Source organism: Streptomyces sp. NPDC101225, assembly GCF_044767585.1.
Classification (GTDB): domain Bacteria; phylum Actinomycetota; class Actinomycetes; order Streptomycetales; family Streptomycetaceae; genus Streptomyces.
Genome location: NZ_JBIWOE010000011.1, coordinates 55297 through 69699, shown reverse-complemented (window position 1 = coordinate 69699; position 14403 = coordinate 55297). Strand labels below are relative to the sequence as shown.

Annotated in this window: 12 protein-coding genes and 2 pseudogenes; 6 read left to right on the top strand and 8 right to left on the bottom strand. The window is 69.7% G+C overall.

Going from position 1 to position 14403, the window contains the following annotated elements; genetic code table 11:
* The first annotated feature begins 627 nt into the window (after nucleotides 1-627).
* Nucleotides 628-1098: a pyridoxamine 5'-phosphate oxidase family protein gene (locus ACIRPX_RS18070; RefSeq protein ID WP_404195045.1), complete on the top strand. Its 471-nt coding sequence runs from the start codon at nucleotides 628-630 to the stop codon at nucleotides 1096-1098.
* Between the two features lie 30 nt (nucleotides 1099-1128).
* Here the strand turns inward: ACIRPX_RS18070 and ACIRPX_RS18065 are convergent, their stop codons facing one another.
* On the bottom strand, nucleotides 1129-1701 hold the full coding sequence (locus ACIRPX_RS18065) for an SRPBCC family protein (protein ID WP_404195043.1): 573 nt from the start codon (nucleotides 1699-1701) through the stop codon (nucleotides 1129-1131).
* 180 nt (nucleotides 1702-1881) lie between these two features.
* Here ACIRPX_RS18065 and ACIRPX_RS18060 point away from each other — a divergent pair, with 180 nt between their 5' ends.
* Nucleotides 1882-2541 carry a CDP-alcohol phosphatidyltransferase family protein gene (locus ACIRPX_RS18060; protein WP_404195041.1) on the top strand — a complete coding sequence of 220 codons (660 nt, stop codon included), beginning with the start codon at nucleotides 1882-1884 and terminating at the stop codon, nucleotides 2539-2541.
* 226 nt (nucleotides 2542-2767) lie between these two features.
* On the opposite strand, the gene ACIRPX_RS18055 is transcribed toward ACIRPX_RS18060, so the two are convergent.
* The 4 genes from ACIRPX_RS18055 to ACIRPX_RS18040 all read right to left on the bottom strand — a co-directional run bounded on the left by ACIRPX_RS18055 (nucleotide 2768) and on the right by ACIRPX_RS18040 (nucleotide 7641).
* The gene (locus tag ACIRPX_RS18055; protein WP_404195038.1) at nucleotides 2768-3283 is read right to left on the bottom strand and encodes a sensor histidine kinase; all 516 of its coding nucleotides are present in this window, start codon (nucleotides 3281-3283) and stop codon (nucleotides 2768-2770) included.
* A gap of 665 nt (nucleotides 3284-3948) precedes the next feature.
* Nucleotides 3949-4776 (bottom strand): ZIP family metal transporter, encoded by an 828-nt coding sequence (locus ACIRPX_RS18050; protein WP_404195036.1) that lies wholly within the window; start codon nucleotides 4774-4776, stop codon nucleotides 3949-3951.
* 524 nt (nucleotides 4777-5300) lie between these two features.
* Nucleotides 5301-6551, bottom strand: a complete 1251-nt coding sequence (locus tag ACIRPX_RS18045; RefSeq protein WP_404195033.1) for an MFS transporter — start codon at nucleotides 6549-6551, stop codon at nucleotides 5301-5303.
* Nucleotides 6552-7323: 772 nt separating this feature from the next.
* Complete coding sequence (locus ACIRPX_RS18040) at nucleotides 7324-7641, bottom strand: immunity 53 family protein (RefSeq protein ID WP_404195030.1); 318 nt, start codon at nucleotides 7639-7641, stop codon at nucleotides 7324-7326.
* A gap of 120 nt (nucleotides 7642-7761) precedes the next feature.
* Between ACIRPX_RS18040 and ACIRPX_RS18035 the strand changes: the two are divergent.
* Nucleotides 7762-8035, top strand: a pseudogene (locus ACIRPX_RS18035) (LysR family transcriptional regulator); the annotation flags it as partial.
* A 128-nt stretch (nucleotides 8036-8163) separates the two neighbouring features.
* Here the strand turns inward: ACIRPX_RS18035 and ACIRPX_RS18030 are convergent.
* On the bottom strand, nucleotides 8164-9297 hold the full coding sequence (locus ACIRPX_RS18030) for an FAD-dependent oxidoreductase (RefSeq protein ID WP_404195027.1): 1134 nt from the start codon (nucleotides 9295-9297) through the stop codon (nucleotides 8164-8166).
* A gap of 111 nt (nucleotides 9298-9408) precedes the next feature.
* Between ACIRPX_RS18030 and ACIRPX_RS18025 the strand changes: the two genes are divergently transcribed.
* Together ACIRPX_RS18025 and ACIRPX_RS18020 are read left to right on the top strand one after the other, a co-directional pair.
* On the top strand, nucleotides 9409-10137 hold the full coding sequence (locus ACIRPX_RS18025; protein WP_404195024.1) for a TetR/AcrR family transcriptional regulator: 729 nt from the start codon (nucleotides 9409-9411) through the stop codon (nucleotides 10135-10137).
* Between the two features lie 580 nt (nucleotides 10138-10717).
* Nucleotides 10718-11224, top strand: a complete 507-nt coding sequence (locus tag ACIRPX_RS18020; RefSeq protein WP_404195022.1) for a DinB family protein — start codon at nucleotides 10718-10720, stop codon at nucleotides 11222-11224.
* Between the two features lie 205 nt (nucleotides 11225-11429).
* On the opposite strand, the pseudogene ACIRPX_RS18015 reads toward ACIRPX_RS18020, so the two are convergent.
* A pseudogene (locus tag ACIRPX_RS18015) lies at nucleotides 11430-11615 on the bottom strand (ISL3 family transposase); the annotation flags it as partial.
* 431 nt (nucleotides 11616-12046) lie between these two features.
* Complete coding sequence (locus ACIRPX_RS18010; RefSeq protein WP_404195017.1) at nucleotides 12047-13537, bottom strand: MOSC domain-containing protein; 1491 nt, start codon at nucleotides 13535-13537, stop codon at nucleotides 12047-12049.
* Between the two features lie 374 nt (nucleotides 13538-13911).
* Between ACIRPX_RS18010 and ACIRPX_RS18005 the strand changes: the two genes are divergently transcribed.
* Nucleotides 13912-14343, top strand: coding sequence for a VOC family protein (locus ACIRPX_RS18005; RefSeq protein WP_404195014.1), 432 nt, complete (start codon nucleotides 13912-13914; stop codon nucleotides 14341-14343).
* Nucleotides 14344-14403: the final 60 nt, after the last annotated feature.

The following is a 14403-nucleotide window of genomic DNA, read 5'->3' as shown; positions in this document are numbered from 1 at the left end:
TGGGCCGGCTCAGGAACCACGCCCCGCACAGCAGCTCACGGACGATCCACCCGCCGGCCAGGACGACGGCAGCGGACCCGTCCACCAGCCCGTAGGCGGACAGGATCCGTGACATGCTGCCGGCGAAGGCGAGCAGGCCGGCTGCCATCGCCGTGTAGATCGCGCCGGGCGCGAGTTGTAGCACCACGGCCGTGACGCTACGGCGTGGCCACCGCCTGGGAATGTAAGCGCGCTCACAGAGTGCGAAGGAAGCCGACGTAGCGTGCGGCAGGGCCTTCACACCCGACCGGATCGCAGGCGCCGAGCGCCGGCTGCGACAAGCCCGCGCCGCCGCCCTGGACAGGTGACGGCGTGATCGACGAAGGGGCGTGGGCGCGGTCGCGGCAGGTCCGTCGGCACGGCCATCATCGAGTGGGGGATGGGCCGTTCGGCCCTGGCGTCGGCCGCCGCTGCCTTGTCTGCTGGCATCCACGGACCTTCCGACGATGGCGCATGCCGTCCGCGTGAGAACGCCAACACGCACGCACGGAAAATCGGTGCGTCCAGGGAAGCCGTCGATGCCGCAAGCTGCCGTCCCGGGTGCCCAGCCACCGAACGGCAGATGTCGTGCCCCGACGGGAGCGGACGATGAACGACGAGCGGATTCCACAGCATCGGACGCGGGGCCAGGAGGGCGCCCCCGGCCCCCGCCGCGCTGGGGAACTCGACCGGGCCGAGGCCCTGCGGCTGCTGGACAGCATCTGCCTGGGCAGGATCGTCTTCAGCCAGAACGCGCTGCCCGCCATCCGCCCGGTCAACCACATGGTTGATGAGGGCGACGTCATCATCCGGACTCATGTGGGCGCCGTCGTGGCCACCCACGGGAAGCAGGCCGACGCCCCGGGCACCGTCGTGGCGTACGAAGCCGACGCCATCGATCCTGTCACCCAGCTCGGCTGGAGTGTCGTCGCCACAGGCCATGCCCAGCTGATCACCGACGCCATCGACCTGGCCCGCTTCGAAGCGATGCTGCACCCGTGGGTGGCTCGGCAGATGGCCTACACCGTCCGCATCCACCCGGACCTGGTGACGGGCATCCGGCTGATCGAGGCGGCCTGAACGCGCGCAGGGGCCATGGCTACGGGTCCGTCACTGCCGACCGGTCCGCCGCTCGGCTTCGGCCTTGATCACGGCGAGGGAGGAGGCGACCGTGTCCTCCCAGCGGACGGCCACCGCCGTACCCCACCACTCACCCAGGCGCCACAGATCGGTGCCCAGCAGTCCCTCGTACACGAGCCGGGTGCCCGCCGAGCCGGTCTCGGTCAGCACGAAGGACTCGGTCACCTGCGGCACCGGGCCGCGCACGAGCCGGAAGTCGATGCGTTCGGGGCGGGTGAAGCGCACCGTCTCCACAGTGGTCGCCGTCAGCCGGCCGCCCGCGATGGGGGTGAAGTGCTCGGCGAGCACCAGGTCGCTGCCGCGCTCCAGCACGTTCACCTTCGCCCGCATCGACCGCGGGGTACGCCCCAGATACGGCCGGGCCACCACGTCGAAGACGACGTCGCGGGATGCCGCGATGTCGACGGCCTGCGGGCCCAGTGGCCGGGTCCGTCGCCCCACGCCCACATCGACGGGCAGCGCCCCGCTCACCAGCCCCAGACAGCCGGCCAGCACCCCGCCTCCCGCCATCGCCACGGCCGTCAGTCGCCCGATCCACGCCATGAGTCACGCCCCTTCTCCCGCTGGTACGGGAATGCCCTCCAGCAATGCCGCACAGGACGCGAGGCTACGGCCGACCGGGCTGCGGATCGGTGAGCGCGCTCACGTTTCCCGAGCGTCACGATCGCTTACGGTGGGCCCAGTTCCTCTCACGCGTCCGGAGAAAGGCCGACCGAGGTGTCCGTGTCCGACCTCACCGACAGCCGCGCGGCCACCGATGCGCTGCTGGGGGTGCTGAGCCAGGGCCGCTTCAAACCGAGCGCCGTCGGGCGGTTCCTGGGGATGGCGGCTCACCGGTCCCTACGGCAGGCGGCGTACCGTCCCCGCGCGCTGATCCAGGTCACGGTCGTACACGCGCTGTTGCTGGCCGTCTCCCGGGACCGCGCTGGGCGCCGATGGGTGACGGCCGCCTGGTGTCTGGCCGTCCTGCACCTGGGACTGCTGGAACATCGTGACCGGCTCTCGTCGGCCGACGTGCTCACCCTGCTCCGGGGCAACCTGCCTGCCACGGCCCTCGGTTCGTGCCGCTGGTCGGGGGTCCTGGCTCTGTCCTCGGACCTGGCCGACGGCCGCCTCGCGCGCCGGCAGGGCACATGCACTCCCTTCGGCGACTACGCAGACTCCCTCGCCGACGCCGCCTTCTGGACCTGGCTGGTGCTGCGGTACGAACCCAGCCGGACGGTGCGCACGGCGGCCCTCGCCGCGTGGGCGGCACCGGTCACCGCGGTGACCGCCGTCGCCCTCCGCCACGGCGCCATGCCGGAGCGCCCCCGCCCCGCCCTCCTGCGCCCGGCCGCCGCCCTGCAGGCCGTCGTCGCCGCGCGTCGACTCGCTCGCCGCTGAACCATTGCCCCTGCCAGATGCCCTGGAGCGTGCCCTCACCCTTGCGGTGCAGCGTCCCGTTCACCCGCCGACACAGAAGGAAGGCGGTTCAATGACGAAGCGGCCTTTGTCGCGATCCGCCGGCGGGCCGGTCCACGACGAAGGCGTGTGCCCTGGCGACGGCCGCTGCGACGTCCCATCGCACGGTCACCCACCGCGAGCCCGGCACGACCGAGATCCCGCGCGCTTACATGCTCTTCGATCCGTCGGTGTCGACGGTGCCCTCGTCGGTGACGTCAAGGGCGAAAGCGTCCTGGAGGTCCCGGACGGTGACGGACACGGTGCCACGTTCGTGGACGTACGCGTTGTCCAGCAGCACCTCGAGGATTTCGGCGACGGGCCCGCCCGGGACGCGTGCATCGTCCGGGACGTCCTGGACGGCGAGCCGCAGCCGTCTGCCGTCGCGGGCCGGCAGTCCGTGCCACCGTTCCTCGGTCCGTGCCAGCAGTTCCCTCACCGGCCTGTCCGGCGGCGTGGCCCGGCGCAGACCGGCGGTGCGCGACAACCGGAGCACTTCCTCCACGGTCTCGTGCAGTCTGCGGGTGGCTTCCAGTGCCTCCTCCAGCGCCGGCCGGGCATCCTCCTGGTCGAGTCCGGATTCCAGGGTGAGCTGAGGCCCGGTCAGCGGGCTGCGCAGCCGGTGTGAGGCGGTGGCGGTGAAGTTCCGCTCATGACGCAGGAGTTCGGTAAGGCTGTGCGGCATGTCGTTGTGGGTGCGGGCGACCTGTCGATCTCGGCGATGGCACTGGGTGCCGCACGCGCGGTCAGATCGCCCTCGGCCACCGCCCGGCAGTGCCGGGAGAGGCCCTCCAGAGGCGCGGCGAGTGCTTGCGTCTGCCGGCGGGCGACGAGAACCGCAACGGTCAACGCGGCCACCGCCAGGCCCGCCAGGCCCGCCAGGGCGGCCCAGCCGGCGAGTACCCGGCCCCGTACGTCGGCTCGGGGGGAGGACGCGCGGACGACGCCGATGACCTGCTCGGCGTGCGAGACATCGCCACGGGGTCGACTCGAGCAGATCATCAACCACCTGCTCGCCCACGCGGTGAGGGTGTCTGCCCGGCACCGCCATCGCCACCGTGCCCGCACCCGCCGGCCACGGCCGAACACCGCCCATGGTGGGGCGTCACAGCGCGACAGCCGCGCCGGGCCACCGCAGCCGCCCGTGTGCCGGGTCCTCGGCCCCGGAACACGGGCAGGCGCGCATCCTGGGCTACGGTCCGGCGCAGAGGTCCGTGGGCGACCGGCGTCGCCGTGTGGGGTCCGCACAGACGGGGCAGGCGATGACGCCGTCCAGGCTCGACCTCACTGGTTGGGAAGCCAGGGCAGGAGCGGTTGGGAGATCCTCGGCGCCGGTGCGCCTCCGCTTGCTCAGGCGCCGGCCGCCGTGACGACGGCGTCGGTGGCGAAACCAAGCAGGAGGCCCAGCAGGAGGCACCAGGTCGTGAGCGTCTTGAACCCGGTCCGGCGGGCGACCGCCAGCAGTTCGATGACGACGTAGAGGATCGAGCCTGCGGCAAGGCCGAGGAAGGCGATTGACAGGGTGTCGTTGACCAGGTGCTGGCCGAGGAGCGTGCCGAGGAAAGTGGGGCCGCCGCCGATCAGGCCGAGCCACAGCAGCGTTGGCCAGGACGGGCGCTCGCCCTCGGCGGCCAGCGGGGCGACGATGCCGAAGCCCTCGGTGGCGTTGTGCAGGCCGAATCCGACGATCAGCAGGAGGGCGAGGGACAGCTCCCCCTGGGCGGCGGAATTGCCGATGGCCAGGCCCTCGGCGAAGTTGTGCAGGCCGATTCCGGTGGCGATCATCAGCGCGAGCGAGCCCGCCTGAGTACGGGTCCTCGGTGCCAGCTCGGCGGTGGCGGCGGCACCGGGCCCGGCCGGGCGGGCAGCGGCGGCCCGGCGGCGGCTGACCCAGGCGTCGTAGTGGACGAGCCCGGCCAGTCCGACCGTAAGGCCTACGACCAGGGTGACACCCCCGGATGCGACGTTCGCCCATGCGTGCTTGCTCAGCGCCTCATCGACCGGTTCCCAGGCGTGGGTCAGGACGTCCCAGACGAGGAAGGTCAGGATGCCGATGGCCACGGCGTTCAGGCCCGCCTTGAGACGCGGTGTGGGCGTGCGCAGGCGACCGAGGGGAAGGCCGAGGTAGATGGTGAAACCCGCGATGGCGCCGAGCAGGGCGATGTTCGCGCTGGACATGGGGGACTCCGGTCTTTCGTGCACAGGAAGCACCCTGAAGCTAAGTCAGGCAAGGCTCGCCTAACAAGCTGAGGGCCTTCGCCGGCCGGAGATTTGGCGAAACCATTACGGCCGGAACGGCACGGGTGGCTTTCGGGTGGCTTCGATCAGGCTTCACGTGCCGTTCGTCGGCTCTCGTGACTGAGCCGTCTCTCACCCCGGATGTCCGGACTCACGGCGTCATGAGGCGTTGCGTTCCTGGACGACGCAACGCGTAGCCGGCCGATTCCACGGTCCGCACCACGTGACGGTGCATGCCGTTGTGGCGGTGGCGCCGAACCACCCCGCGGGGGACGGGCGCGCCCCACCGCAGAGGGTGTCGGGTGACGTGCGGCATGGGCGCGGGCCGTAGGCTCGCGTCACCGGGTTCGCCCCGCCGAGATCGAAGTGCCGGCGACCGGAGGAGCGCGAACTGTGGGCCGCCAAGGAGCGGCCATGGCCCCGGACGGCGTGGATGTGGTCGCCCTTGTCGCTCGCGGACTCAGCTAAGGGGGAGATATCCGCCTGCCCGACCTCGCGGCCCGGGTGGTCCACAGCAGGGCGAGTGCTGCGGCCTGGATACCTGCGACGACGATGACCAGAATGGGGACGGAGACGTCGTACAGCACCCCGGTCAGCGCGCCACCGGCCAGCGCGGTGGCGCCCATGATCCCGGCGAAGACGCCGTAGGCGGTGGCCCGGCGGCCGGTCGGCACCAGATCGGCGACCGTGGCGCGCAGAGTGGATTCCTGGACACCGACGGCGGCACCCCACGTCAGGGCACCCACCACGGCGATCCCCACCGTATTGGTAAAGGCGAGCGCCGGAACGGCGGCAGACAGGAGCGGCAGGACGACCAGAACCCGGGCACCGACCCGGTCGTAGAGCCAGCCGGTGGCCAACGCGGCCAACGCGTCCGCGGCCATGGCCGCCGCGTACAGCACCGGCACCGTAGCGGCAGCCATGAGGTGGCGGGTCACCAGGTGATAGGAAAGCACACCGAAGGTGGCGAAACCGGTCAGGGTCGCGGCGGTGAAGGCCGCATAGGCCCAGAAGGACTGCGGCAGCCTCGAATCCTGGGGTTCGCCGAGGGGTCGGGTTCGAGGTGCAGGTGAGCCGGCGTCCGTCTCGTAGGCGATGGGATCAGGAACCCTGGCCCGCAACCACAGGAGCAGGGCGATGGCTGCCACACCGGGCAGGGCGAGCACTCCGAGAGCGGGCGCGTAGTCGTCACCGGTGAGGGCGAGAACGCCGGCCACCGTAAGCGGTCCGAGGAGCGCGCCGACCTGGTCCATCGCCTCGTGCACGGCAAATCCGCGGCCTCGCCCGGTGGCGGCGGTGGCGTGCGAGAGCAGCGTGTCCTTGGCCGGAGAGCGCACCGCCTTGCCGACCCGTTCGGCGACCACAAGGGTGCAGGCCACCCACAGGACTCCGGTCAGACCGAGCACCGGGACGCTGGCCGCTGTGAGCATGTATCCGGCAATCGTCCAGGCCCAGAAACGGCGGCTGCGGTCGGCCAGGGGGCCGGAGACCAGTCGCAGTCCCAGCGCGGCGGCCTCTCCCGCCCCGGTGACCACGCCGACCACGGCCGCCGAGGCTCCCAGGTGTGCGAGCAGCGGGCCTGTGATCGAGCGGGCACCCTCGTAGACATAGTCCATGAGCAGGCTGACGCCCCCGAACACCATCACGAACCGCCACGGCGACAGACGCCGGACCGGTCCGTCCGACGGCACGGACCCCGCGCGGGCGAGCTTCACATGTCCTCCCGGAGGTGTCGCGCGCCCGGTACTGCCAATGCCGACAGGTCTCCGTCGCCACCGCTACTGCCCAACAGGGAGCGTTCGTGCGCCCCTCCTCACCAGGGGCTCATTCCGCTCGGTACGGAACTGGCTTCAGGAGCACCGGGCGAGACCGTTTCGCGGTCAACGTAACAGGTACCCGACGGCGCTCTCTCCCGGCTGCGGCCGGTGTTCTCGCCGCCTCGGGCGGGCTGCCGGTATGGCATCGCGGCTCGAGGACAGCCGTGTCCAGGGGACCGAGGACGTCATGGGCAAGGGCAACGCCGCTTTGCGTCTTCGTGGCGGGTGAGCCGCCACATCCGCAGCAGAAGACGCTGATCCGCAGGAACAGGGGATTTCTGAGCGTGAGGGGTTCAAGATGCACCTGACGGCGGGATACCCCGGCGCCGAAACAGCATCCGCATCGTGTTCCCAAGGCCTTTGAGAGACCGGGTTCCGGCGGGCGCGACGGCTACCCCAAGCAGGCCGCTCGCGTCGTCGGCCGAGGAACTGCCGGGCTCGCTCGCGGTGAAGGGCTCGAAGCGCAGGGTGCGGGGTGCGGGGGTCTTGACGGTGGGGGCGGCCTTGCGGGGGACGTCGTCGTCGCGGACGGCGTGCCCCAGGCGTGCGGGTACGTCACCGGCCGTCAGGGCGCTCACGCGTTCGATGGCCTCTGATGGCGAGAGAGCACAGGAAGCCTCTGGCGCGGCGTCCGTCGGCAGGCCCGCGTTCGCGGCGTGAGCAGTTCCGATCAATGGTGTTCCGTGACGTGCCTGGAGGCCCAGGTCCGGAACAGCGAGAGTGCCTCGGTCAGGTTGCCGGGCCCACAGGTGACGTGAAACGTCTGCCCGGACGTCCACGCCATGGCCCAGTCGTGTTCGTCTCGGGTGATCCGTCGACGCGGATGGTTGCGGTCAGCCAAGTCCGTCTCGGCGAGATTGATCTTGACGAGCCACCCCGGGTTGTCGATCGTCTCGATCGTCACGCCCCATTCGTGTTCCCAGTCGCCATCACACTGTGCCGAATACCAGCTCTGCAGCCACTCGAGGACGTGCTCGGGTCCGGACATCGACGCGATGCTGGTGCTGGATTCCGCGTTCGGTGGGTATAGCCGCTGGTAGTGGGGGTGGTTACGGGTGCTCGGGGTGGGTGCTGGGGCATGGTGCTGAGGGCGGATCGAGCGCGCGTCGACGCCCTCGCGCGGCTCGGCCTCACCCCGCCGCGCGGTGGCGTCCGCGCCCACGGAAGCGGCCGCGCTGGGTTCGCGCGCGACTCCGAGCTCCTGATCGACGTCCCCGAAGCCACCACACGCTCAGCCGTCGCCGACCCCGGCATGGTCGTCTCCTTTCCCGTTCGAACTGCCGTCGGCACGAATATGTCTGACGTGGCATCAGCGTCACGACACCGATCAGGTTCACTCCTGGCTGCGCGGGCTGGCGCGAACCACGCCGACCCGGTGCTGAGCGGCGTGGTCGGTGCCGTCCGCCCGCCTCACCTCTTCCCCGTCAGCAGCGGCTGTCCGCACGGGTGTTGGCCGCGGGGAGGCCAGAGCGACGCCTGCGGTTCACGATCACGGATCTGTGGGCCCTGCTCACTCGGTCGGTTCCTGGCCGGTGAGCAGATCGAGCAAGCCGGCGGGGGCGTTGTCACCGAAGATGAGCTGGTGGTTCTTGGCGGATTCGGCGGCGAACCGGGCGCTGCGGTCAAAGAGCGCCTGTTCGTACTCCGCAAGGGCGCCTTCGATATCGCCGGGGTGTGCGGCGATGGCTTCGCCGAGTTCGGCACCGTCGAACATGGCGAGGTTGGCGCCTTCCCCGGCGAACGGTGACATGAGGTGGGCGGCGTCGCCCAGCAGCGTCACTCCGGGGACGCGGTCCCACCGGTGGCCGATCGGCAGGGCACTGATCGGGCGCGGGGCGAGGGCGGTTTCCCCGTCAGTGATGAGTGCGGTGAGTTCAGGTGCCCAGCCGGTGAATTCGGCCGCGACCTGGGCCGCCGCCGTTTCGGGACGGGCGAGGATGGCGGCGATCCATTCCTGCGGCTTGGTGAGCGCGACGTAGGTGTGAAGAACGGCGTGGGCCTCTCGATGGCCGAGGATCCCCTTGCCGGCCGTGACGGCGAACAGGGAACCGTCGCCGGTGGCTTTGGCGGCTCCGGGGCGGCGCTGGTCGACGTCGTACAGGTAGGTCTCGATGAACGACGTGCCGACGTACTCGGGCTTCGCGTCGGACAGTAGTGGCCGGACCCTCGACCAGGCGCCGTCCGCGCCCACGAGAAGGCTGGTCGTCACGGTCGGCGCGTCGGCGAACGTCAGCTCGTGCCGTCCGTCCCCCAGGGGGTGGACACCGGTGACCTTGTGTCCCCACTGGATCACCTCGGCGGGCAGCGAGTCGATCAGGATCCGACGCAGGTCTCCGCGGAGCACCTCGGGACGCCCGCCCGTGCCGTCGTCGGGCTGGTCAAGCAGGACCGCGCCGTGCTGGTCGAGCACACGTACGGCCTCGCCACCTTCATGGATGATGGCGCGGAACTCGTCGGTGAGGCCGGCCGCTTCGAGGGCGAGCCGGCCGTTGTACTCGTGGATGTCGAGCTGGCCGCCCTGCGTGCGGGTGTCCGCCGATGTCTCGGCTTCGTAGATGGTCGCGGGGATGCCGTGCAGGTGCAGGACCCGGGCGAGGGTCAGGCCGCCGAGTCCGGCGCCGATGATGGTGACGTGCGGGTTCATGGTGGTTTCCCTTTCGGTCGGACACGCTCTACTCGGGTACACTGTTCGCAGTTATGGCCTCACGATAGCACTACTGCGAACGGTGAGCGCAGTAGTGAGGAGGGAAACCCGATGGACGACGTTCACACGGTGGTCTGGAGTCGGCCGGAGCGGGCCGCGAAAGGCCCCGCGCCCTCACGCACCCGGACGGAGATCACTGCCGCGGCCATCGCGATCGCCGACGCCGAGGGCATCGACGCGCTGTCCATGCGCCGCGTAGCCAAGGAACTGGGAACGGGCACAGCCTCGCTCTACCGATACCTGGCATCCAAGGACGACCTGCTCGACCTCATGCTCGACGCCGTAGTGGCCGAGGACGGCGGCCCGCCTGCCCCCACCGGCGACTGGCGGGGCGACTTGCGGACACTGGCCCATCGCTCCCGGGCCACCATCCACCGGCATCCCTGGATGACCTCCCTCGCGGCCGGGCGCCCATCGCTCGGGCCGAACTCCCTCGATGCCACCGAACACGCGCTCGCCGCCCTCGATCCCCTCGGCTTCGACATCGACGTCATGATCACCGTCGTCGATACGCTGCAGGCCTTCGTCCGCGGCTACGCCATCGGCGAACTGGCCCAACAGGAAGCCGTCCGGCGCTCCGGAGTCGGCAACCAGGAGTGGATGGACGCCCACGCGCCCTACCTCGACAAAGTCGTCAAGGCCGGGCGCCACCCACTCCTCGCCCGCGTCATTCGTGACGCCGAACTTCCCCACGCCGCCGACAGCGCCGAGCGCGGTTTCGAAATGGGACTCGAGCGCCTTCTCGACGGTTGGGAGGCCAACCTCCCTGTCCGCCCGTGACGATTCGACGGCATCAACTGGGCGGTGTCCCTGATGCCGCCCTGGGTGCCGCCCTGGGTGCCGGCCTCCCGGAGCTGGACCCCCGACACAGCGCCCAAGACGGCGTCCACACGTCGAGCGGTTGGCGCGTTCGCGAGTGTGGCTCGTCGGGGTCCAGGTAGTAGGGGAGGCGCTTTGCGACCGGCTTCCGGCCGGGTGAAGGCGGCCGTCAGCACGCTGAGTGTGGAGCGCGCCAACAGCGCCTCGCCGATGGCCTGGACGGTGCGGGCGGTGATGAGCCAGCCGTTGGAGGCGAGGCCGCCCGGATGCTGAGGAGTGTCAACACGCTCAGTCCGGCAAGCATCATCCGGCGGTGGCCGATCAGGCCGGCGGCGCGTGCCGGCCTGGGCTTCGAGGAGCGCTCGGCACGGGCTCACGATGACGGCGAGGGGAGCTCCCCATCCTTCTGAAACGAGCTCACAAAACCCCGGGCACTGCCCATGTCAACGAGTCTCATGACGAGGGACGGCCGGGAGTTGGCAACCGGCTTCCTGCGGGAAGGTGTGGCCTGCGGGCGGGTGTCCTTGCCATCATCGTTTGGGTGACCGATGATCAGCGCATACCCCCCTCGAAGGTGGCCGACGACCGCGCGTCGCTCACCTCGTTCCTCGACTACCAGCGGGCCACCTTGGCCATGAAGTGCCGGGGACTGACCGGTGAGCAGCTGAAACAAAGGGCGATCCCGACCTCAGAGCTCACACTCTTGGGCCTGGTACGCCATGCGGCCTCCGTTGAGCGAACCTGGTTCCGCTTCGTCCTCAACGCCGAGGACGTCAAGTCGCTCTGGCCTGGCGAGGCCGACGGCACGTCCGCCGAGTTCCACGTCGAGGACGCCGACGTGGACGAGGCGTTCGGAGCCTGGCGCGAGGAGTGCGACCGTGCACGCGCAGTCGCTACTTCCTTCGCCTCCCTCGATGACACTGTCAACTGCGGTGGCGTGGACATCTCGCTCCGGTACGTTCTCACCCACATGATCGAGGAGTATGCGCGGCACAACGGTCACGCCGACCTGCTGCGCGAAGCGATCGACGGTGCTGTCGGCGAATAGCGCAGCCCAGTACATGATGACTCGCGTGCCGGATGGCCTACGAGTTCTCCTGTTGCCTGGCGAAGGCTGGGTTGCGCATGCGGACCATGCCAGGCATGGCGTTCTGGATGCCGGGGCCCCATTTGGTGCGACGAACGCAGAAGCGGCGTCCGTCCCCACAAGAAAGCCTCGGAGGGCTCCCGTGCCGCATTTTCGGGACAGTCCTGAGGAGGACGCGGTTGCGGAGGAGATCGGTTCCGGCGTGGCCGTGCATCTGCCTCCCAAACCGTTTCGTTCTGGTGTTGCCGTCATCGGAGCGGCCGTTGTGGTAGGGCAGGGTGAGGCCGGCATCAACGGCTGAGCGTTCGAGGCCGTTGGTGAAACAGTGCAGGTGAGGCCGGGGCGTGCCGCGGTGATTTTCTCCAGCAGGATGGCGCGTGAACATCGGTGAGGGGCGCTCGGCGAGTTCCGAGAGCCGTTCCGCACGGGCGAGCAAATCCAGGTGTCACAGCTTGTTGTCGTGCCTGGAGCAATCGGCGGAGTAGCACTCGGCGTGCGAGCTTGCCGACGCGATGGCCGCATCCTCATTCCGGCGCTGTGCAGCTGCCCGGGCCTGCTCAAACTCGCCACAGGACGAGTATCGCGTACGGCGCTGCCGCGTCGTGGGAGTGGTCACCGACGAACGTCCGCCGGGATCGAGCGCCCACCGATGGCATCCGAACACTCTCAAAACGACCTCCTACAGGTCGAGGACGACCTCGGTGGTCGGTGCGCTGCAGCAGGCGAGGATGGTGCCGGCTTCGGGGAGTTCCAGGGGTGCGGTGGTGTAGGTGATGTCGCCTGTTACGAGGTGGGTGACCAGGTGTGACAGACGCCGGTGCGGCAGGACCAGCGGGTCGGGATGTCGCAGGCTTCGGCGAGATCGAGCAGGGAAGCGTGGGCGGGTGACCAGGGGGTGGTGATGCCGCTGCGGGCGAAGGTGACGAGGGGGCCGGTGCCCGTGGGACCGGGTGGTTGGTGCGGCCGGATCGTGGCGGTGGGTGTGACGCCGGGGTTGATGGCAGGAAGGGCGCCGAACCGTTCGGTATGGATCTGCTCGGGGCGCAGGCCGTGATCGTGCAGGAAGCCGCCGAGGTCGCTCATGAAGGCAGGGGGTCCGCAGAGGTAGGCGTCGGCGTCGGTGGGGATGCCCATGGCCGTGAGGGATGAGGCACTGGGGCGGCCTGGGGTGATGTGGGGCTCGTCGGGGTGCGGGGTTTCGGAGGTGTAGTAGATGTGCTCGTGGGCGTCGGGGAGTTGGGCCAGCAGCGCGTGGGTCTCGTTCGCGAAAGCGTGGTGTGCTCGGTCGCGGGCGGTGTGGATCCACCAGACGGGGCGTGGGTCTCGTGCGGTGGCCAGTTGGTGGAGCATGGCGAGTACGGGAGTGGCACCGATCCCTGCCGAGACGAGGACGATCGGGCGGGTGTCGTTTGGGAGTACGAACGATCCGCGGGGGCCGGCGACGTCCACGAGGTCCCCGGGGCGGAGCGCGGCATGGATGTAGCCGCTGATTTTCCCGTGGGGCTCGTGCTTGACGCTGATGCGGTACGTGGTGGCTGCCGGCGCGGAGGACAGGGAGTAGCTGCGCACCGTGGGGGTGGCCTTGTCGAGGGTGAGGCGGATGGAGAGGTACTGGCCGGGGCGGGTCTCGGGCAGGGGGGTGCCGTCGGTGGTGTCGAGACCGACCGATGAGACGGTGGGAGTCTCTGGGACGATGCGGGCGACGCGCGTGCTTTTGAAGCCTGGCGATGCCGGCTCTTCTCCGGGCTGCTGGGCTGCGGCGAGTTCGCGGAAGGACCGTTGCCAACCGGGGCTGAGGGCGGGGATGTTGAGTGCTTTGGCCAGCGCCGCGGGGGCGCGGTCGGGGAGGTAGAGCAGTGCGTCGGTGTCGGCGACGCTGAGTTCTTCGGGGCCTTTCCGGGTGAGGGTGATCTCGTCGCCGGCCCGGACGGGTCCCTCGGTGATCACGCGCATGCAGAAGCCGGGCCGGTGGTGGGCGACCAGCAGGGACGCCATGGTGGGTTCACCGATGCGCATCCCGACGCGGTAGCAGGTGACGCGGGGCTGGGTGACTTCGAACTCGGCCTCGCCGACGCGGTACCGGTCGCCGATGCATACTTCGTCGTCGGGCAACCCGTCGACGGTGAAGTTCTCTCCGAACATCCCGAAGCGCAAATCATCGCGGTCGAGGTGTTTTTGCCAGTACTCGTAGGACTGCAGCTGGTAGACGAGGACAGCACGTATCTCGCCCCCGTGCCCTGCCAGGTCTCCTTGGCCGTCTCCGTCGATGTTCACCGCCGGGCCATGCGGGGGCCCTTGACGGGGGCCTTCCAGGCTCCCGTACGGACAGTTCTTCCCTGCCAGGTGGTCTCCCTGGGCATCCCTACGTTGACGGACAGCAGCGTCGCCATTGCGGACCTCCTGCAAGGTGGGCGGCCGGGGCGGCCCCTCGTGGGTCTGTGATCCGTGCGTTCGGGCCGAGACGGGTCTGTTCGCCGGCGCCGCCGCAAATTTCGTGATCACGAATCGCGTGGTGCGTTCGCTGGGATTCTTCGAAGGGAGGGAGCGGCATGGAAGACCGTGCCCATTCGAATTTTCTCGGTGGAGCATTCGTATCGCGCATGCCTGCGGGGTGGCGAGGCGGTGCCGCGCCGTACCAGAATGATCATATGGAGTACAAGCTCGAGGTCGTCATCCTGCCCGTGAGTGATGTCGAACGCTCTTTGGCTTTCTATACCGGGTGTCTGGGTTTCCACCTTGATGTGGACTACGGGCCCGGACCCGATTTCCGTGTCGTGCAGTTGTCGCCTCCTGGGTCCGCGTGCTCCGTGCAGATCGGAGTGGGTCTCACCGAGGCCGAGCCTGGCTCGGTACGCGGCCTGTACCTGGTTGTTCCCGATGTTGAAGCTGCGCGGGCCGAGCTGGCGGAGCGTGGCGTCGATGTCGGGGAGATCAGGCACAAGGCACCCCTCGACGCGTGGCAGGGGGGCTTCGCGCCGGGTGTCGACCCGGAGCGCCGCGACTATGCGAGCTTCGTGGAGTTCGCCGACCCGGACGGCAACGCATGGACACTGCAGGAGCGCGGTTTTCGTCTCTCGTGAGGTGGTGCCGGCGTATCCGCCTTTCTGACTCTGCCGTGTTTTCTCCGGGCCCGTGCCCGC

Excerpts from the sequence above, each read along its gene's own strand:
- ACIRPX_RS18070 (WP_404195045.1), top strand. The coding sequence starts at position 628 with ATGAACGACGAGCGGATTCCACAGCATCGGACGCGGGGCCAGGAGGGC.
- ACIRPX_RS18065 (WP_404195043.1), bottom strand. The coding sequence starts at position 1,701 with ATGGCGTGGATCGGGCGACTGACGGCCGTGGCGATGGCGGGAGGCGGG.
- ACIRPX_RS18055 (WP_404195038.1), bottom strand. The coding sequence starts at position 3,283 with ATGCCGCACAGCCTTACCGAACTCCTGCGTCATGAGCGGAACTTCACC.
- ACIRPX_RS18050 (WP_404195036.1), bottom strand. The coding sequence starts at position 4,776 with ATGTCCAGCGCGAACATCGCCCTGCTCGGCGCCATCGCGGGTTTCACC.
- ACIRPX_RS18040 (WP_404195030.1), bottom strand. The coding sequence starts at position 7,641 with ATGTCCGGACCCGAGCACGTCCTCGAGTGGCTGCAGAGCTGGTATTCG.
- ACIRPX_RS18030 (WP_404195027.1), bottom strand. The coding sequence starts at position 9,297 with ATGAACCCGCACGTCACCATCATCGGCGCCGGACTCGGCGGCCTGACC.
- ACIRPX_RS18025 (WP_404195024.1), top strand. The coding sequence starts at position 9,409 with ATGGACGACGTTCACACGGTGGTCTGGAGTCGGCCGGAGCGGGCCGCG.
- ACIRPX_RS18005 (WP_404195014.1), top strand. The coding sequence starts at position 13,912 with ATGGAGTACAAGCTCGAGGTCGTCATCCTGCCCGTGAGTGATGTCGAA.